Source organism: Brevundimonas sp. GW821-FHT12E07 (genome assembly GCF_058807035.1).
In genome coordinates, this window is the sequence record NZ_JBXAQH010000004.1 from 434,696 (window position 1) to 453,877 (window position 19,182).

Annotated in this window: 15 protein-coding genes; 10 read left to right on the forward strand and 5 right to left on the reverse strand. The window is 66.2% G+C overall.

From position 1 onward, the window contains the following. The first annotated feature begins 59 nt into the window (after positions 1-59). Positions 60-287, forward strand: a complete 228-nt coding sequence (locus AC1ROD_RS16980; RefSeq protein ID WP_492949441.1) for a hypothetical protein — start codon at positions 60-62, stop codon at positions 285-287. Here the strand turns inward: AC1ROD_RS16980 and AC1ROD_RS16985 are convergent, their stop codons facing one another. The 3 genes from AC1ROD_RS16985 to AC1ROD_RS16995 all read right to left on the reverse strand — a co-directional run bounded on the left by AC1ROD_RS16985 (position 288) and on the right by AC1ROD_RS16995 (position 2,559). After that, the gene (locus tag AC1ROD_RS16985; protein ID WP_492949442.1) at positions 288-617 is read right to left on the reverse strand and encodes a transglutaminase-like cysteine peptidase; all 330 of its coding nucleotides are present in this window, start codon (positions 615-617) and stop codon (positions 288-290) included. 567 nt (positions 618-1,184) lie between these two features. Beyond that, on the reverse strand, positions 1,185-1,964 hold the full coding sequence (locus AC1ROD_RS16990; protein ID WP_492949443.1) for a transglutaminase-like cysteine peptidase: 780 nt from the start codon (positions 1,962-1,964) through the stop codon (positions 1,185-1,187). 88 nt (positions 1,965-2,052) lie between these two features. Beyond that, positions 2,053-2,559: an FKBP-type peptidyl-prolyl cis-trans isomerase gene (locus AC1ROD_RS16995; protein WP_492949444.1), complete on the reverse strand. Its 507-nt coding sequence runs from the start codon at positions 2,557-2,559 to the stop codon at positions 2,053-2,055. A gap of 408 nt (positions 2,560-2,967) precedes the next feature. Here AC1ROD_RS16995 and rpoB point away from each other — a divergent pair, with 408 nt between their 5' ends. From rpoB to AC1ROD_RS17015, 4 genes are all read left to right on the forward strand, one after another. Continuing rightward, entirely contained in the window at positions 2,968-7,086 is a 4,119-nt protein-coding gene (gene rpoB, locus AC1ROD_RS17000; RefSeq protein ID WP_492949445.1) for a DNA-directed RNA polymerase subunit beta, read from the forward strand. 94 nt (positions 7,087-7,180) lie between these two features. Then, on the forward strand, positions 7,181-11,374 hold the full coding sequence (gene rpoC, locus AC1ROD_RS17005; protein ID WP_492949446.1) for a DNA-directed RNA polymerase subunit beta': 4,194 nt from the start codon (positions 7,181-7,183) through the stop codon (positions 11,372-11,374). 133 nt (positions 11,375-11,507) lie between these two features. Then, positions 11,508-12,320, forward strand: coding sequence for a hypothetical protein (locus AC1ROD_RS17010; protein ID WP_492949447.1), 813 nt, complete (start codon positions 11,508-11,510; stop codon positions 12,318-12,320). Between the two features lie 87 nt (positions 12,321-12,407). Then, the gene (locus AC1ROD_RS17015) at positions 12,408-13,316 is read left to right on the forward strand and encodes a hypothetical protein (protein WP_492949448.1); all 909 of its coding nucleotides are present in this window, start codon (positions 12,408-12,410) and stop codon (positions 13,314-13,316) included. Between the two features lie 88 nt (positions 13,317-13,404). Here the strand turns inward: AC1ROD_RS17015 and AC1ROD_RS17020 are convergent, their stop codons facing one another. Beyond that, complete coding sequence (locus AC1ROD_RS17020) at positions 13,405-14,274, reverse strand: hypothetical protein (protein ID WP_492949449.1); 870 nt, start codon at positions 14,272-14,274, stop codon at positions 13,405-13,407. 84 nt (positions 14,275-14,358) lie between these two features. Then, positions 14,359-15,141 (reverse strand): hypothetical protein, encoded by a 783-nt coding sequence (locus AC1ROD_RS17025; RefSeq protein ID WP_492949450.1) that lies wholly within the window; start codon positions 15,139-15,141, stop codon positions 14,359-14,361. A gap of 119 nt (positions 15,142-15,260) precedes the next feature. Between AC1ROD_RS17025 and AC1ROD_RS17030 the strand changes: the two genes are divergently transcribed. From AC1ROD_RS17030 to AC1ROD_RS17050, 5 genes are all read left to right on the forward strand, one after another. Next, positions 15,261-15,572: a TonB family protein gene (locus tag AC1ROD_RS17030; protein ID WP_492949451.1), complete on the forward strand. Its 312-nt coding sequence runs from the start codon at positions 15,261-15,263 to the stop codon at positions 15,570-15,572. A gap of 271 nt (positions 15,573-15,843) precedes the next feature. Next, positions 15,844-16,218 (forward strand): 30S ribosomal protein S12, encoded by a 375-nt coding sequence (gene rpsL, locus AC1ROD_RS17035; RefSeq protein ID WP_013269204.1) that lies wholly within the window; start codon positions 15,844-15,846, stop codon positions 16,216-16,218. A gap of 72 nt (positions 16,219-16,290) precedes the next feature. Beyond that, positions 16,291-16,764 (forward strand): 30S ribosomal protein S7, encoded by a 474-nt coding sequence (gene rpsG, locus AC1ROD_RS17040; protein WP_207931699.1) that lies wholly within the window; start codon positions 16,291-16,293, stop codon positions 16,762-16,764. A gap of 165 nt (positions 16,765-16,929) precedes the next feature. Continuing rightward, the gene (gene fusA, locus AC1ROD_RS17045; RefSeq protein ID WP_492949452.1) at positions 16,930-19,011 is read left to right on the forward strand and encodes an elongation factor G; all 2,082 of its coding nucleotides are present in this window, start codon (positions 16,930-16,932) and stop codon (positions 19,009-19,011) included. Positions 19,012-19,105: 94 nt separating this feature from the next. Beyond that, positions 19,106-19,182: hypothetical protein (locus AC1ROD_RS17050; RefSeq protein WP_007443273.1), on the forward strand; the 77-nt coding region annotated here is incomplete at its 3' end.

A 19,182-nucleotide genomic window follows, 5' to 3' on the forward strand; every position in this document is an offset into this window, starting at 1 on the left:
GAAGAGATCGGTAGCGCACGCCGCATACTCCCGCCTGTCTGGCTTTTGGGGAGTGAACCGTGACCTATTTCTGTTTTATCGAATCCGACAACTCCTCCGTGCCTCACATGGAGCCGCTGCTCTCGGGGTCTCTGGAGGAGGCCGTCGAAGAGGCGCGCGACCTGATGCGGCTGCACCGCCGGGCGGTCGTGGCCCACGTCCATCGCGGCGACGAGCGGGTCGAGACGATCCTGTCGCCGGGGACGTCGCAGGCCCAGATCAACGCGGGCCGCTTTTCCGTCGCCTGATCAGGACGCCTCCACCGTGCGCCAGTCGAAGGGCTGGCCGGGCGTCTGGCGTTCGACCCAGCGATAGCCGGTCTGGTCCCAGTGGAGGATCCAGGCCGAGAGGTTGTCGAGGATCATGTCGCCCTGGTCGGTGGTCAGGATCAGCACCCCGTGCAACTCGTTCCAGGGTGTGCGGACGATGCCGAAGGACAGAACCTCGGGCGGGATGCCCGCCGCGATCAGCTGATGCCGTTTGGTCAGGGCGTAGTCCTCGCAGTCACCATGCTCGTCGCGGCCCGACTGGACGTTCCAGTAGTCGGCCTGGCCGTACTGGGCCTGATCGCTCTCCATCTGGACGGGCGCGGTTCACCGATTGATTGACGTGGTCCACCAGAGCCCAGCGCTCGGCGGTCATGACCAGGGCGCCGGACGGCGTCAGGGACGCCCCTCCGGCCGGGGAGGGGAGGTGGATCGGCGGGATCCCCGCAGAACGGCCTCCCATGGCGCCGGGCGGGAAGGCGGCCGAGGCGGGGCCGCCGAAGGCGTCGCGCCATTCGATGGCGTGCGCTTCCTTGCGAATGGCGTCGTCATCGTCACCGTCCTCCTCACCGGATTCACGGCATTCCGCGGGATCGCGTTCGCAGAGAACGAGGAAGCCTTCGGGCGGGGCGGCGGCGCGACCCTCGGGCGCAACAGGGGTAGGGGTGCGCTCGGGCCCGGCGTGTTGGAGGGGCGTCCGGGCGTGGGTCAGGTCGCCGCCCACCAGGACCAGTGCGGTCGTAAGCATCAGTCCCGGCTTGCCCATGGCGAAGTGCTCCTCGTCCACGAACAGGATCGGACGGGAGGTTGTCGGGCGGAATCGAAAACAATCTATGCGTCAATTACGCAGTAAACGGACTCCCATAGGTTGTATGAAGTCTAGCCGGTGACGCGGCGCCAGTCGAAGGGATCGCCCGGCATCTGGCGCTTGATCCAGGTGTAGTTGGTCCGGTCCCAGTGCAGGATGTCGGAGACGATATTGTCGAGGATCAGGTCGCCCTGGTCGGACTTGACGATCAGGATGGCGTGAAGCTCGCCCCACGAGGTGCGGACGATGCCGAACGACAGGACCCGGGGCGGGATGCCCGAGTCGATCAGCAGGCGGCGCTTGGTCAGGGCGTACTCCTCGCAGTCGCCGTGCTCGTCCTGACCGGATTCGACGTTCCAGTAGTCGACCTGATCGTACTGACGCTGGTCGCTTTCCATGTGGATCTCATGGTTCACCAGGCTGTTGACCCGGTACATCAGGGCCCAGACAGGCGGGGCCATGATGAGATCGCCCGCGTCGTTCAGGCCGGGGGGCTGGGGCGCGTTAGGATCGGGCGCCACCACGGCCGAAGCAGTGTCTGGCGCAGGCGAGGCGGCGGATGGAGCGCCGGCGCCGTTCCCCTCGAAGGCCTGCTTCCAGTACAGGCCCGCGGCCTCGTCGCGGATGTCGTCGTCGGTGGCCGGATCGGCGGTGCTGGCGCGGCACTCGGCCGGATCGCGTTCGCACAGGGCCAGATAGCCGGCCGGAGGTTTGGCCGCCCGCCCCACCGGCGTGGTGGTGTCGGGCGGTGCGGCCTGAGGGACGGTTTGCGAGGCGGCGGGCGCGGCGAGGCCGCAAAGCATCAGGCTCACCCACAGAGGGGCGGCGGGGCAGGCGCTGGGTCCGGGCATGGGGGAGATTCCGGTGGAGCGAGCCGGATCAGTGGCGCGCCACCGCGCCCGGCGCCATCGGGTGTTTCCTCAGGGTCGGCGGTCAGCCTTACGGATTGACCGCCAGGAGCTGGACCCGGAACAGCAGGGTGGATTCCGCGGGGATGTCGTCGCCCATGCGGCGCCCGGCGTAGGCCAGGTTTGCGGGGATGACGAAGTCATAGGTCTCGCCGACGTGCATCAGGGCCACGCCCTCGGTCCAGCCCTTGATGACGCGGTTCAGGGGGAAGGAGGCGGGTTCGTTGCGCGAGTAGGAGCTGTCGAACTCCGTCCCGTTGATCAGGGTCCCGCGATAGTGGACGCGGACGGTGTCGGTGGTCAGCGGCATGGCGGCCTTGGGGAAGGCGCGGCCGACGCGCTTGTACTGCAGGCCCGAGGGGGTGACGTTCCAGCCGCGGTTGGTCAGGTTCCAGGCCAGATAGGCGCGCTGGGCCGGGACCCAGGACGTCGCATCGTTCGGCGCGGCGGCCAGGATGGTCGGCGGCACGGTGGCGGCGCAGGCCGACAGGGTCGCGGCGGAAAGGACGAGGGCGGCGGCGAGGGCGATACGGGTCATACGGCGACGCTAGCAGGGTCACGCCGCGCCGAAAAGTGGCGCTATGCGGGCCGGCTTCCCATGTTGGACGGGCGCGGCTGGCAGGCTTTCGGGCGGGTGAAAAGCGGGAATCCGAAGGACAGCATAATTCCTTGTGGACCGGCCTTTATTTCGTCGGAAAAGCGAGTATATGTCCGCGTTCCGCAACAGCTCAATTGAGTCTGCGCGAAAGCGCCGAGGCCCGGTCCGTCGCCCTCCGACCGAGCGAAGGTGCGGCTCCTGTCCCAGGGAGCCCATAGATTTCAGGCCTCCTGGACCTCGCAAGGGTCCGAGGGTGGAGGCCGAAACCGAAACGCGCGGCCGCTGGAAAGCGTGTCGTGCCACTGCATTTCTCCGGCAGGTCACGCTGCCAGGATTGGGAAACACTGAATGACAGACGTCCTCAACGGTCTCACCATCAACGGTCAGATCGCGTCGGCCACCACCTTCACCGGTAAAAAGCGCATTCGCAAATCCTTCGGGCGGATCCCCGAAGCGGTCGCGATGCCGAATCTGATCGAGGTTCAGCGCGCCTCCTACGAACAGTTCCTGCAGCGCGAAGTTCGCGCCGGCGTCCGCAAGGACCAGGGCATCGAGGCGGTCTTCAAGTCGGTGTTCCCGATCAAGGACTTCAACGAACGCGCCGTTCTGGAATACGTCTCCTACGAGTTCGAGGAGCCCAAGTACGACGTCGAGGAATGCATCCAGCGCGACATGACCTTCGCGGCTCCGCTGAAGGTCAAGCTGCGTCTGATCGTCTTTGAAGCGGACGAAGAGACCGGCGCCCGCTCGGTCAAGGACATCAAGGAACAGGACGTCTACATGGGGGACATCCCCCTGATGACGGACAAGGGCACGTTCATCGTCAACGGCACCGAGCGCGTGATCGTCTCGCAGATGCACCGTTCGCCGGGCGTGTTCTTCGACCACGACAAGGGCAAGACCCACTCTTCGGGCAAGCTGCTGTTCGCCGCCCGCGTGATCCCGTACCGCGGCTCGTGGCTGGACTTCGAGTTCGACGCCAAGGACGTGGTCTATGTGCGTATCGACCGTCGCCGCAAGCTGCCGGCGACCACCTTCCTCTATGCCCTGGGCATGGACGGTGAAGAGATCCTGCGCACCTTCTACGAGACCGTTCCGTACGAGAAGCGCGGCGAAGGCTGGGTCACCCCCTACAAGCCCGAGCGCTGGCGCGGCGTGAAGCCGGAGTTCGATCTGATCGACGCCGACACCGGCGAAGTGGTCGCGCAAGCCGGCCACAAGATCAGCGCCCGCGCGGCCAAGAAGCTGCAGGACGGCGGCCTGAAGTCGCTGTCGCTGGCCGCTGACGCCCTGGTCACCCGTTATCTGGCGGCCGACGCCGTCAACTACGAGACCGGCGAGATCTACGCCGAGGCCGGCGACGAGCTGGACGCCCCGACCATCGAACTGCTGGAAGGCAAGGGCTTCACCACCATCGACGTGCTGGACATCGACCACGTGACGGTCGGCGCCTACGTCCGCAACACCCTGCGGGTCGACAAGAACACGGGCCGCGAGGACGCCCTGTTCGACGTCTACCGCGTGATGCGCCCGGGTGAGCCGCCGACCCCGGAAGCCGCCGAGGCCATGTTCCAGTCGCTGTTCTTCGACGCGGAACGCTATGACCTGTCGGCCGTGGGCCGGGTGAAGATGAACATGCGTCTGGAAACCCCCGAGGTTTCGGACGAAATCCGCGTGCTCCAGAAGGACGACGTCCTCAAGGTGCTGCAGATCCTGGTCGGCCTGAAGGACGGCAAGGGCGAGATCGACGACATCGACAACCTCGGCAACCGCCGGGTCCGTTCGGTGGGCGAGCTGCTGGAAAACCAGTACCGCGTCGGCCTGCTGCGCATGGAACGCGCGATCAAGGAGCGCATGTCGTCGGTCGATATCGACACCGTCATGCCGCACGACCTGATCAACGCCAAGCCGGCCGCCGCCTCGGTGCGCGAGTTCTTCGGCTCGTCGCAGCTGTCGCAGTTCATGGACCAGACGAACCCGCTGTCGGAAATCACCCACAAGCGCCGCCTTTCGGCGCTTGGCCCGGGCGGTCTGACGCGTGAGCGCGCGGGCTTCGAAGTCCGCGACGTCCACCCGACCCACTACGGCCGCATCTGCCCGATCGAAACGCCGGAAGGCCCGAACATCGGTCTGATCAACTCCCTGGCCACCCACGCCCGCGTCAACAAGTACGGCTTCATCGAGAGCCCGTACCGTCGCGTGAAGGACGGCAAGGCCCAGGGCGAGGTGGTCTACATCTCGGCCATGGAGGAGTCGAAGTACACGATCGCCCAGGCGAACATCGCCCTGAAGGACGGCGAGATCGTCGACGATCTGGTCCCCGGCCGGATCAACGGTGAATCCCAACTGCTGGTGAAGGCCGACGTCGACATGATGGACGTGTCGCCGAAGCAGGTCGTTTCGGTCGCCGCCGCCCTGATCCCGTTCCTGGAAAACGACGACGCCAACCGCGCACTGATGGGCGCCAACATGCAACGTCAGGCCGTGCCTCTGGTGCAGTCCGACGCGCCGCTGGTCGGCACCGGCATGGAAGCGGTCGTGGCCCGTGATTCGGGCGCCGTGGTCATCGCCCGCCGCGACGGCGTGGTCGAACAGATCGACGGCACGCGTATCGTTGTGCGCGCCACCGGCGAACTGGAAGCCGCCCGCTCGGGCGTCGACATCTACCGCCTGTCCAAGTTCCAGCGTTCGAACCAGTCGACCTGCATCAACCAGCGCCCGATCGTGCGCGTGGGTGACGCGGTTCAGGCCGGCGACGTCATCGCCGACGGTCCGTCGACGGACCTGGGCGATCTGGCCCTGGGCCGCAACGCCCTCGTCGCCTTCATGCCCTGGAACGGCTACAACTTCGAAGACTCGATCCTGATCAGCGAGCGCATCGTCCGCGACGACGTGTTCACCTCGATCCACATCGACGAGTTCGAAGTGATGGCCCGCGACACCAAGCTCGGGCCGGAAGAAATCACCCGCGACATCCCCAACGTCGGCGAGGAAGCCCTGCGCAACCTCGACGAAGCGGGCATCGTGGCCATCGGCGCCGAAGTCCAGCCGGGCGACATCCTCTGCGGCAAGGTCACTCCGAAGGGCGAAAGCCCGATGACCCCCGAAGAGAAGCTGCTGCGCGCCATCTTCGGTGAAAAGGCCTCGGACGTGCGCGACACCTCCCTGCGCCTGCCGCCCGGCGTCGCCGGCACGGTCGTGGACGTTCGCGTCTTCAACCGCCACGGCGTCGACAAGGACGAGCGCGCCATGTCCATCGAGCGTTCGGAAATCGAACGTCTCGGCAAGGACCGCGACGATGAGCTCGCGATCCTGGAACGCAACGTCTACGGCCGCCTGAAGCCCCTGCTGCTGGGCAAGAACGCGACCTCGGGTCCGAAGGGCCTGGGCCGCGGTGAAGTCACCGAAGACAAGCTGGGCGAGCTCTCGCGCGGCCTGTGGTGGCAGATCGCCCTCGACGACGAGAAGGCCATGGGCGAGCTGGAAGCCATGAAGGCCCAGTTCGAAAACGCCCGCAAGGCGCTGGACCGTCGCTTCGAAGACAAGGTCGAGAAGCTGCAACGCGGCGACGAACTGCCCCCGGGCGTGATGAAGATGGTCAAGGTCTTCGTCGCCGTGAAGCGCAAGCTTCAGCCGGGCGACAAGATGGCCGGCCGTCACGGCAACAAGGGCGTCATTTCCAAGATCCTTCCGATCGAGGACATGCCTCACCTGGCCGACGGCACCTCCGTCGACGTCGTTCTGAACCCGCTGGGCGTGCCGTCGCGCATGAACATCGGCCAGATCTTCGAAACCCACCTGGGTTGGGCGGCCGCGGGCCTGGGTCGTCAGATCTCGAGTCTGCTGGAAGCCTGGCAACAGGGCGGTCAGAAGCAGGCGCTCGTCGAGCGTCTGACCGAGATTTACGGCGAGGACACCCCTCTGCCGCAGGACGAGGAAGAACTGGTCGAGCTGGCGCACAACCTGTCCAAGGGCGTGCCGTTCGCGACCCCGGTCTTCGACGGCGCGCACATCTCGGACATCGAGGACCTGCTGGAATCGGCCGGTCTGGAGCGTTCGGGCCAGTCGATCGTCTATGACGGTCAGACCGGCGAGCAGTTCAAGCGTCCGGTCACGGTCGGCTACATCTACATGCTGAAGCTGCACCACCTGGTCGACGACAAGATCCACGCCCGCTCCATCGGCCCGTACTCGCTCGTCACCCAGCAGCCGCTGGGCGGTAAGGCGCAGTTCGGCGGTCAGCGCTTCGGGGAAATGGAGGTCTGGGCTCTGGAAGCCTACGGCGCCGCCTACACCCTGCAGGAAATGCTGACGGTGAAGTCCGACGACGTGGCCGGCCGGACCAAGGTCTACGAGGCCATCGTCCGCGGCGACGACAGCTTCGAGGCCGGCATTCCCGAGAGCTTCAACGTTCTCATCAAGGAAATGCGTTCGCTGGGTCTGAACGTGGAGCTGGAGAACAGCTGATCGGAACCACCCCTCTCCGCGCAAGCGGGGAGGGGACCGTCGCTCTCTCCACTTTTCGAATTTTAGGCAGCTCCCCGCTGCAGAAGGAATCAAGATGAACCAGGAAGTCCTGAACATCTTCAACGCGGTCCCGGTCACCCCGACCTTCGACCAGATCAAGATCGCCCTGGCCTCGCCGGAGAAGATCCGCTCGTGGTCGTTCGGCGAGATCAAGAAGCCCGAAACCATCAACTACCGCACGTTCAAGCCCGAGCGTGACGGCCTGTTCTGCGCCCGTATCTTTGGCCCGACCAAGGACTACGAATGCCTGTGCGGCAAGTACAAGCGCATGAAGTACAAGGGCATCATCTGCGAGAAGTGCGGTGTCGAAGTCACCCTGGCCCGCGTCCGTCGCGAGCGCATGGGCCACATCGAACTGGCCTCGCCGGTCGCCCACATCTGGTTCCTGAAGTCGCTGCCGTCGCGCATCTCGCTGATGCTGGACATGGCGCTGAAGGACGTGGAGCGCGTGCTCTACTTCGAAAACTACATCGTCACCGAGCCGGGTCTGACCCCGCTGAAGCAGAACCAGCTGCTGACGGAAGACGAGTTCTACCGCTACCAGGACGAGTTCGGCGATGACGGCTTCACCGCCGAGATCGGCGCCGAGGCCGTGCGCAACCTGCTGATGGGCATCGACCTCAACGCCGAGGCCGAGCGTCACCGCGGCGAACTGGCCGACAGCCCCTCGGAAATGAAGGCCAAGAAGGCCTCCAAGCGCCTGAAGCTGATCGAGGCCTTCCTCGAAAGCGGCAACAAGCCCGAGTGGATGATCCTGACGGTCGTTCCGGTCATCCCGCCGGAACTGCGCCCGCTGGTGCCGCTGGACGGCGGTCGTTTCGCGACCTCCGACCTGAACGACCTGTACCGCCGCGTGATCAACCGGAACAACCGCCTGAAGCGCCTGATGGAGCTCCGCGCGCCGGACATCATCATCCGCAACGAAAAGCGGATGCTGCAGGAATCGGTTGACGCCCTGTTCGACAACGGCCGTCGCGGCCGCGTGATCACGGGCGCCAACAAGCGTCCCCTGAAGTCGCTGGCCGACATGCTGAAGGGCAAGCAGGGCCGCTTCCGTCAGAACCTGCTGGGCAAGCGCGTCGACTACTCGGGCCGTTCGGTCATCGTGGTCGGTCCGGACCTGAAGCTGCACGAGTGCGGCCTGCCCAAGAAGATGGCGCTCGAGCTGTTCAAGCCGTTCATCTATGCGCGCCTGGACGCCAAGGGCCTGTCGGGCACCGTCAAGCAGTCCAAGCGCATGGTCGAGCGTGAACAGCCCCAGGTGTGGGACATCCTCGAAGAGGTGATCCGCGAGCACCCGGTCATGCTGAACCGCGCGCCGACGCTTCACCGTCTGGGCATCCAGGCGTTCGAGCCGAAGCTGATCGAGGGCAAGGCCATCCAGCTGCACCCGCTGGTCTGCGCCGCGTTCAACGCCGACTTCGACGGCGACCAGATGGCCGTTCACGTGCCGCTGTCGCTGGAAGCGCAACTCGAAGCGCGCGTCCTGATGATGTCGACGAACAACATCCTGTCGCCCGCCAACGGCAAGCCGATCATCGTGCCGTCGCAGGACATCGTCCTGGGCCTGTACTACATCTCGCTGGTCAAGGACGGTGAGCCGGGTGAAGGCAAGCTGTTCGCCAACATGGGCGAGATCGACGCGGCGCTCGACGCCGGCGTGGTGACCCTGCACACCCGCATCAAGGCGCGCTGGACCGAGGAAGACAAGGACGGCAACGAGATCACCAAGGTGATCGACTCGACCCCGGGCCGCATGAAGCTCGGCGCCCTGCTGCCCAAGAACCCGAACGTCGGCTACCGCCTGCTTGAGAAGAACCTCACCAAGAAGGAAATCGGCAACCTGATCGACGTGGTCTATCGCCACTGCGGTCAGAAGGCGACGGTCATCTTCGCCGACCAGATGATGGGTCTCGGCTTCAAGGAAGCGGCCAAGGCCGGCATCTCCTTCGGCAAGGACGACATCGTCATTCCGGCGAAGAAGGCCCAGCTGGTCGCCGAAACGCGCACCCTGGTCGAGGAATACGAGCAGCAGTACGCCGACGGTCTGATCACCAAGGGTGAGAAGTACAACAAAGTCGTCGACGCCTGGGCCAAGGCCACGGACAAGGTCGCCGACGAGATGATGGGCGAGATCGCGCAACCGCGCGTCCTGGCCTCGGGCCGTACGGCCGAGATCAACTCGGTCTACATGATGGCCAACTCCGGCGCCCGTGGTTCGCAGGCCCAGATGAAGCAGCTCGGCGGGATGCGCGGCCTGATGGCCAAGCCGTCCGGCGAGATCATCGAGACCCCGATCGTCTCGAACTTCAAGGAAGGCCTGACCGTTCTGGAGTATTTCAACTCCACCCACGGCGCCCGTAAGGGTCTGGCCGACACCGCGCTGAAGACCGCCAACTCGGGTTACCTGACCCGTCGTCTGGTGGACGTTGCGCAGGACTCGATCGTCACCGAGGACGATTGCGGCTCCACGCGGGGCATCACCCTGCGCGCCGTGGTCGAAGGCGGCGACGTCCTGGTCTCGCTGGGCCAACGCGTCCTGGGCCGCTACAACGCTGAGGACATCAAGGTTCCGGGCACGGACACCGTCCTGTTCCCCGCCGACACCTATCTGGTGGAAGACGTGGTCGAGGTCATCGACCGCGAGGGCGTCCAGTCGGTCAAGGTCCGCTCGGCCCTGACCTGTGAGGCCGAAGCCGGCATCTGCGGCATGTGCTACGGTCGCGACCTGGCGCGCGGCACCAACGTCAACATCGGCGAAGCCGTCGGCGTCATCGCGGCGCAATCGATCGGCGAGCCGGGCACCCAGCTGACGATGCGGACCTTCCACATCGGCGGTACGGCCCAGGTGGCGGAAACCTCGTTCTACGAGGCGACCAACGCCGGTGTGATCAAGGTCGCGGGCCCGACCGTCACCGCCGCCCACGGCGACCTGGTGTCGATGAGCCGCAACGTCATCGTCACCGTCATGGTCGATGGCAAGGATCGCGAAAGCTACAAGATCCCGTACGGCGGCCGTCTGCGCGTCAAGGACGGCGAAGAGGTCAAGAAGAACCAGCGTCTGGCGGAGTGGGACCCCTATACCACCCCGATCCTTACGGAAGTCGGCGGCGTCGTCCGCTTCGAGGACCTGACGGAAGGCCTGTCGTTCAAGGAAGAGACCGACGAAGCGACGGGCATCGCCCAGCGCGTCGTCATCGACTGGCGCGCGTCGCCCCGCGGTTCGGACCTGCGTCCGGCCATGGGCGTTACCGTCGGCGACGCCTACGCCAAGCTGGCCTCGGGCTCTGACGCCCGTTACCTGCTGCCCGTCGGCGCCATTCTCTCCGTGGCCAACGGCGACAACGTCAAGCCGGGCGAAATCCTGGCCCGTATCCCGACCGAAGGCGCCAAGACCCGCGACATCACCGGCGGTCTGCCGCGCGTCGCCGAACTGTTCGAAGCCCGCCGTCCGAAGGACTGCGCCGTCATCGCCGAAATGGATGGCCGCGTTGAATTCGGTCGCGACTACAAGAACAAGCGCCGCATCAAGATCACGCCGGAGCCCGATGCCGATGGCAACCAGGGCGAACCCGTCGAGTTCCTGATCCCGAAGGGCAAGCACATCTCCGTCCACGACGGCGATCTGATCCAGAAGGGCGACTACATCATCGACGGGAACCCGGATCCGCACGACCTGCTGCGCATCCAGGGCGTCGAGGCGCTGGCCGAGTATCTCGTGAACGAAGTGCAGGAGGTCTACCGACTGCAGGGCGTGCCGATCAACGACAAGCACATCGAGGTGATCGTTCGCCAGATGCTGCAGAAGGTCGAGATCATCGATTCGGGCGAAACCACCCTGATCCGTGGCGACACGGTCGAAGTGGCCGAAGCCGTGTTCGAGAACGAGAAGGTCGAAAAGCGTGGCGGCCGTATCGCCACCACCCAGCCGGTCCTGCTGGGCATCACCAAGGCGTCGCTGCAGACCCGCAGCTTCATCTCGGCGGCGTCCTTCCAGGAAACGACCCGCGTCCTCACCGACGCCTCGGTCAACGGCAAGAAGGACACGCTGGAAGGCCTGAAGGAAAACGTCATCGTCGGCCGTCTGATCCCGGCCGGCACCGGCGCCTACCTCCGGTCGCTGCAGAAGGTCGCCAACGAGCGTGACGCCCTGCTGACGCAGACCCGCGAAGCCAACGTCGAACCGCTGCCGGAAGACCTGCAGCTGGAGCTGGCCGAGAGCGAGTAATCGCTCAAGCCGCACTGAACTGAACGAGGGCGGTCCCGGCGACGGGGCCGCCCTTTTTCTTTGTTGAAGGGCGCTATCGCTCGCTACGTGAGCGCGGCTTGACCGTCTGACGAAAGAGCGGGACCGTCGTTCCATGATCGCAGCCCTGCTCATGACCATTGGCCTGCTGATCCAGCAGACTCCGCAGGAGCCGCCGGCGGATGTGGTGCCAGATGTGGTGGTGCGCGGGGTGTCGGGGGATGCGGTGGGACGGTTCGTCGGCGGGCTGACGATCCCGGGCGAGCACGGGCAATTCCTCGGGCAGGTGGCGCGCTGGGATCATCGGCTGTGCGTCGAGGTTTCGGGCGCGGTCCCGGAGGTGAATGCCTATCTCACCAGCCAGATCGCGGCCAATTTCGCCTCTCTCGACATTCCGCACGCGGAGGCGGGCTGCACGCCGACGGTCATGGTGGTGGTCACGCCGGATGCGGATCTGTTCGCCGGGACCTTCGCGGGCCGCTACCGGGTGCAGATGTTCGAGAACCGGCGCGAGGCGATCGATGCCTTCGTGGGGCCGCCCCGACCCGTGCGCTGGCGCCATCGGGTGCGGACCGATCAGCAGGCCCTGCCGAACTCGCGCCTGAAGATGGCGACTGTCCGGACGGTGCAGCAGACGATCATCGTGGTGGACGCCAACCGGGCCTCGGCGCCGCCGTTGGACGCCCTGGCCGCCTATCTGGCCTTCGTCGCCCTGGTCGACATGCCGCCGGAACCGGAGACGAACGGCCAGCGCACCATCCTGAGCCTGTTCGACGAGACGGACCCCGATCGGCCTCACGCTCTGACCCGCTGGGACCGCGCCTTCCTCCAGGCCCTTTACCGGATGACGCCCGACGTCAGCTTCGGCTTCCAGCAGTCCGAGATCGAGAACCGGATGCGAAGCGCCCTGACCGCGCCGACGCCCTGAGGGAATCTCGCGGCGGCGGCTCCACACGGGATGCGGGCTCCGTCAGGATGATGTACACCTTGAGGTGGTTCTCAGGGAGGCGGCGTCGTGATCACCGGATGGATGATGGCCTTGGCGCTCGCGATCCAGGCGACGCCCCAGACCGTGCCCCCCACAACGCCCCAGACCGCGCCGGACACCGTCGAGGACATCGCCGTCACCGGGGTGAGCGCGGAGCAGGTGAACGCCTTTGTCGGCGAGCTGCTGGAACCGGCGCGGTATGGGCGGAACGAGGGGCAACTGGCGCGCTGGAGCGACCCCCTGTGTGTCCGGGTCATCGGCGGGACGCCCGATGTGAATGCCGCGCTGGGCGAGCAGATCGCCGACGTTTTCCGTTCGCTCGGCGTGAAACTGAAGGAGGGCTACTGTCACAGCCCGAACGTCATGGTGGTGATCGCCGACAACGCCGGCGGCTTCGCGCAAACGGTCGCCCAACGCTACAGCAACCGGCTGTTCGAAAACCGGCGGCAGGACATGGCCGAGTTCGCGGGCCCGCCCAGGCCGGTGCGCTGGCAACACCGGACCCGGACCACGGCCATGCGGCGGTCGGCGGCGGCCAGCCTGGTGGCCGAGAACCTGTCTGGAACTAAGGACGCGATGGGCGCGGACCTGCCGAATACGCGATTGAGCCTGAGCACGGGCGAGGAGATCGAGCGCGCCCTGATCGTGGTCGACTCGCGCCGTCTGGGCGACGTCCCGTCGCGGGGGCTGGCGGCCTATGTGGCGTTCGCGGTGATGCTGGACCTGCCGCAGCTGCCTGACGTGGCGGGGGCCGACACGATCCTGAACCTGTTCGAACCAGGCGGCCCCACCGAGCTGACGGCCTGGGACCGGGCCCTGATCGACGGGGTCTATTCGGTGGGGGCGGGACAGCCGTTCGCCAATCAGGAGAGCCAGATCAGCCGCGACATGCGCCGGTCGCTGGTCGAGGCCGCCCTGACCCCGCCAACGCCCTGACCCCGCCAACGCCCTGACCCCGCCAACGCCCTGACCCCGCCAACGCCCTGACCCCGCCAACGCCCTGATCCCGGCTCAGACCGCCAGGTTAGTCGTGGCCGGGCAGGCGGAGGTGCTGATCGATGGGTGTGCGGTTGGAGTCCTGTCGGATCGTGCCGGTGGCGCCCTCGCGCATCGACGGGTCGAGGTGAGAGCCCGCGCAGCCCGTGCCCAGATTTCCGCCCGGACAGTCGCCGGAGAAGACGTTTCCGCCGCCAGACCTGAGCGGCGCCCGACGGGATTGATACCGTTCCAGGGCGCGGCGGCCCTCGGCGGCGAAGCCCTCCTCGCGGCGCCGTTCGCTGGGCGTCAGGGTGCGGCCTCCCGGCGGGTGGCGTTGACCGGCTGCAATGGCGCCGTCGATGAACCGCTCGTCGCACAGGGCCTGCTCCGCGGCGCTCAGATGCCCGTCCATGATCCGGCAGCCGCCAGGTCCGGTGCGCATCGTCCTGCCGATGGCGGCGCCGAGACTCTCCGGTCGATAGGTCCACGGATTGGCCTCGGCAGGCGGGGCAGGGGCGCCGGCCGCGGGAACCCCCGCCGCGCGCGGCGAAGGCGGGGCAGGGCGATCCTCCTCGTCCTCCTCCTTGAGCTTCGACGGGGTGACGTCACGGCTCGCCGAACGGGTCAGGGCGGGCGCGTTCGCCGATGAGGCGGGCGCCGAGCGGGGAATGCGTGCGGTCTCGCCGTTGAGCAGGGGGCGGGGCTCCATCTCGACATAGACGGCCCGGTCATCGACGACCGTTTGCTCCGACCGGACCTCCAGAAGCCCCAGCCCGATGAGGCCGAGCACCAGGGCGTGAGCGGCGATCGAGCCGACAAGCACGGCCGCGCGTTCGGCCCGCTCACGCGAGGTCGCGCGCGCTCCGCCGCGGGGCCCCATGATGTCGCGCCAGTCCGGTTTGAACGTCGCCGTCATCAGAGCCCCTCGGTCCGAACCGCCGGAACCTGGGCCGTAAGGGAAAGGCAAAGCATGGCGACTTGTGGGCCGTGACGCGCCATCTCAGTGTCGTCCCGGAAGATCGGGGAACCAGCCGTCGCGATCTGACCAGATCCGCCCCTGGATGGCCACGGCGCAGGGATCCGACGGATTGGGGGCGCCGGGACAGGGATTGGCGCGGCTGTTCGGCTTGAGCCCCAGACGGCGCTGCTCATAGGCCTGGAGAGCGGCCGCGCCCTCGGCGGCGAAGCGAGCGTCGCGCTCGGGCTCGCCCGTGCCGGCGATGCGGCGGGCGCCCGAAGCGGCTCTGGCGAACCGCTCGTCACAGACCGCCTGCTCCTGCGCCGTCAATGTTCCGGCCAGCGTACGGCAGGCGAGGACGGAGGTGCGGACCGACGGCGGAACGGGAACGGAGGAGAGCCGGGGCTGGCCCGTTGCGGGTCCGGCCTCGGTCCCACGGGGCGTGGCGCGATCCCTGTCCCCGGCAGGAGGCGTCGCGGACCGGCCTGACTCGGGGAGGTGGAATTCGGACGCGCGCTCGGCCGTCTGGGTCATCCAGCGGTCGCCGTCGTTCGGGGCGACCCGGCTCAGGCGGACGTGGCGACCCTCCCGGGCCGGGAATGGGGTCAGGTCGACCGGAACCCAGTACCCCTCCGGGAAGACATCCGGCCCCATGGCGCGTTCCGGCTCCGGGAAGTCTGTCCCCGACAGGCCGCGCAGGACGAGGCCGATGACGAGGGCATGCAGGACGATCGAGCCGATGACGGCGAACGGAGCCCATGGCCCCTGTCCCACCAGGCGCTCCACGGGGCGCGGGATCGGGCCGTGCAACGTCTGATCCGCCATCTGCCCTCCGTTCAATCATAGAGGGCTCCGGCAGCGTGGCGGTATTGGGGCGGCGACATGCGGCATGCTAGCCTCGGTTGCAGAGGACCCGCCATGGGGCGGACCCCGGAGGAGACGGCATGCCGACCTCGCTTGTGTTGATGCTCCTGATGGCTCAGGCGACCCTGCCGGAAACGCGCCCGGCGCCGGGTGCTGGAGCGCAAGCCGGCGCCCAACGAGAGGTTCAGGAGGGCGCGGTGGAGCTGGAATGCCGGTTACTGCGAGACCGGCGTGTCTCGGACTGCGTCATTCTGTCTGAAACTCCGCCCGGGCAGGGTTTCGGCGCAGCGGCCCTGAGCGCCGCGCGGCATGCCCGCCTGACCCCGCAAAACGTCTACAGCAGCGCCGCAAACGGCAGGGTCCGGTTCAGAACCACCTTCCGGCTACCCTGACTGACGCTCCGCTTGACCTGAAACCCCTTCGCGCCTATACGCGCCGGACTTTCGAGGCATGGGGGATTCTTCCCTCGCCGGGATCGTGACAATCGAACGGACGGGCTGTGCCCGCCGGAACGCCCAAAGCGCGCGTTCCGGTTTTTCTGTTTGGGCGGCGCGCCTGGCCTCAAAGACCCCGGGCGAGGCCAGCCGGCCCCGTTCAAAAGAAGGACATGAGGCGCCCCGGCCGACAGGCACACGCCTCCATCAGAAGTCGAGACGAGTTAAAATGCCTACGATCAACCAACTGATCCGCAAGCCCCGCAAGCCCAAGCCCGTGCGCAACAAGGTGCCGGCTCTGGAAGGCTCGCCCCAGCGCCGCGGCGTCTGCACCCGCGTCTATACGACGACCCCGAAGAAGCCGAACTCGGCTCTGCGTAAGGTCGCCAAGGTCCGTCTGGCCAAGTCCGGCTATGAAGCCGTGTGCTACATCCCCGGCGAAGGCCACAACCTGCAGGAACACTCGGTTGTTCTGATCCGCGGCGGCCGCGTGAAGGACCTTCCCGGCGTGCGTTACCACATCCTGCGCGGCGTGCTCGATACGCAAGGCGTCAAGGACCGCAAGCAGCGCCGTTCGCACTACGGCACCAAGCGTCCGAAGTAAGACGCCCCGCCGACCTTCCAGATTCAGCCGGACTGCTCCGGCTTTCCGATACCGATTTAAGAGGCCCAGCCCATGTCCCGTCGTCACCGCGCCCAGAAACGCGAAGTCCTGCCGGATCCCAAATACAAGGATCTGACCGTCACCAAGTTCATGAACTACGTCATGTACGAGGGCAAAAAGGCCGTCGCCGAAAACATCGTCTACGGTGCGTTCGACATCCTGGCCGACAAGAAGAAGGACGTCGAAGCCGTCGTCACCTTCCACACCGCCCTGGAAAACGTTCAGCCGTCGGTCGAAGTCCGTTCGCGTCGCGTCGGCGGCGCCACCTACCAGGTGCCCGTCGAAGTCCGTCCGGACCGTCGCCGCGCCCTGGCCATCCGCTGGCTGGTCAACGCCGCGCGCAAGCGTGGTGAGAACACCATGACCGAAAAGCTGGCCGCCGAGCTGCTGGACGCCTCGAACAACCGCGGCACCGCGGTCAAGAAGCGCGAAGACACCCACAAGATGGCTGAAGCCAACCGCGCCTTCAGCCATTACCGCTGGTAATGTCTTCAATGCGTCATGGCTCTTACGTAAGGGCCGGGCGCTGACTATCTAGGACTATCCGGCGCGGGCGGTTTGAGCTAAATCGCCCGCGCCCGCTTATCCAGACACCGTACGATCTTCCCGAGGACGCCTCCCGCGTCCTGAACTCACTTCAAGGCACGTTCCATGGCCCGCACTCACAAGCTTGAGGACTACCGCAACTTCGGCATCATGGCCCACATCGATGCGGGCAAGACGACGACGACCGAGCGGATCCTGTATTACACCGGCAAGTCCCACAAGATCGGCGAAGTCCACGACGGCGCCGCGACCATGGACTGGATGGACCAGGAACAAGAGCGCGGCATCACCATCACCTCGGCCGCGACGACCGCCTTCTGGCAGGGCAAGCGCCTGAACATCATCGACACCCCCGGGCACGTGGACTTCACCATCGAGGTCGAGCGTTCGCTGCGCGTCCTCGACGGCGCCGTGACCGTGCTGGACGGCAACGCCGGCGTTGAGCCGCAGACCGAAACCGTCTGGCGCCAGGCCGACAAGTACAAGGTTCCGCGCATCGTCTACGTCAACAAGATGGACAAGATCGGCGCCGACTTCGACAAGTCGGTCGAGTCGATCCGCGACCGTCTGGGCGCCAAGGCCGTGCCGATCCAGTTCCCGATCGGCGCCGAATCCTCGCTGTCGGGTCTGGTCGACCTGGTCCGCATGACCGGCGTGGTCTGGGACAACGACGGCCTGGGCGCTTCCTACAAGGACGTGCCGATCCCGGCCGACCTGGTCGACAAGGCCAACGAAGCCCGTCAGTACCTGATCGACAACGCCGTCGAACTCGACGACGAGGCGATGGAAGCCTACCTCGAAGGCAACGAGCCCGACGAAGCCACCATCAAGAAGTGCATCCGCAAGGCCGTGCTGACCGGCGCCTTCTACCCGATCCTCTGCGGCTCGGCGTTCAAGAACAAGGGCGTGCAGACGCTGCTCGACGCCGTCGTCGACTACCTGCCGTCGCCGCTGGACATCCCGCCGACCCCGGGCATCGACTTCAAGACCGAAGAGCCCGTCGTTCGTAAGGCCTCGGACGAAGAGCCCCTGTCGGTTCTGGCGTTCAAGATCATGGACGACCCCTTCGTCGGTTCGCTGACCTTCTGCCGCCTGTATTCGGGCAAGATGGAAACCGGCATGAGCCTGCTGAACTCGTCGCGCGACAAGCGTGAGCGCGTCGGCCGCATGCTGCAGATGCACTCGAACAACCGTGAAGACGTCAAGGAAGCCTACGCCGGCGACATCGTCGCCCTGGCCGGCCTCAAGGAAACCCGCACCGGCGACACCCTGTGCGATCCGCTGAAGTCGCCCGTCATCCTTGAGAAGATGGAATTCCCGGCGCCGGTTATCGAGATCTCGGTCGAGCCGAAGTCGAAGGCCGACCAGGAGAAGCTGGGCGTCGCCCTGGCCAAGCTGGCCTCGGAGGATCCCTCCTTCACCGTCTCGACCGACCACGAGTCGGGCCAGACCATCCTGAAGGGCATGGGCGAGCTGCACCTGGACATTAAGATCGACATCCTGAAGCGCACCTACAAGGTCGAGGCCAACATCGGCGCGCCGCAGGTCGCCTATCGTGAATCCCTGGGCCGCAAGGTCGACATCGACTACACCCACAAGAAGCAGACCGGTGGTACGGGTCAGTTCGCCCGCGTCATGATCACCTTCGAACCCGGCGAGCCGGGCTCGGGCTTCATCTTCGAGAACTCGATCGTCGGCGGCGCGGTGCCCAAGGAATACATCCCGGGCGTCGAAAAGGGTCTGACCTCGGCCAAGGACAACGGCCTGCTGGCCGGCTTCCCGCTGATCGACTTCAAGGCGACCCTGACGGACGGCAAGTTCCACGACGTCGACTCCAGCGTGCTGGCGTTCGAAATCGCGTCGCGCGCCGCCTTCCGGGAACTGAAGGAGAAGGGTTCGCCCAAGCTGCTCGAGCCGATCATGGCGGTTGAGGTCGTGACCCCCGAGGACTACCTCGGTTCGGTCATCGGCGACCTGAACGGCCGTCGCGGCATGATCCAGGGTCAGGACATGCGCGGCAACGCCACCGTCGTGAACGCCTTCGTGCCGCTGGCCAACATGTTCGGCTATGTGAACACGCTGCGTGGCATGTCGCAGGGCCGCGCCGCCTTCACCATGCAGTACGACCACTACGAACCGGTGCCGCAACACGTCGCCGACGAAGTCATCAAGAAGTACAGCGCCTAAACCCCAACCAAACCCGGACGGAGCCCGCTCCGTCCGGACCCCTGAAAACCCCAAGGACTGAAGCCCCCTCATTTCAGGGGACGGAGAGAAGAGAATGGCCAAGGAAAAGTTCGAACGCACGAAGCCGCACTGCAACATCGGCACGATTGGTCACGTTGACCACGGCAAGAC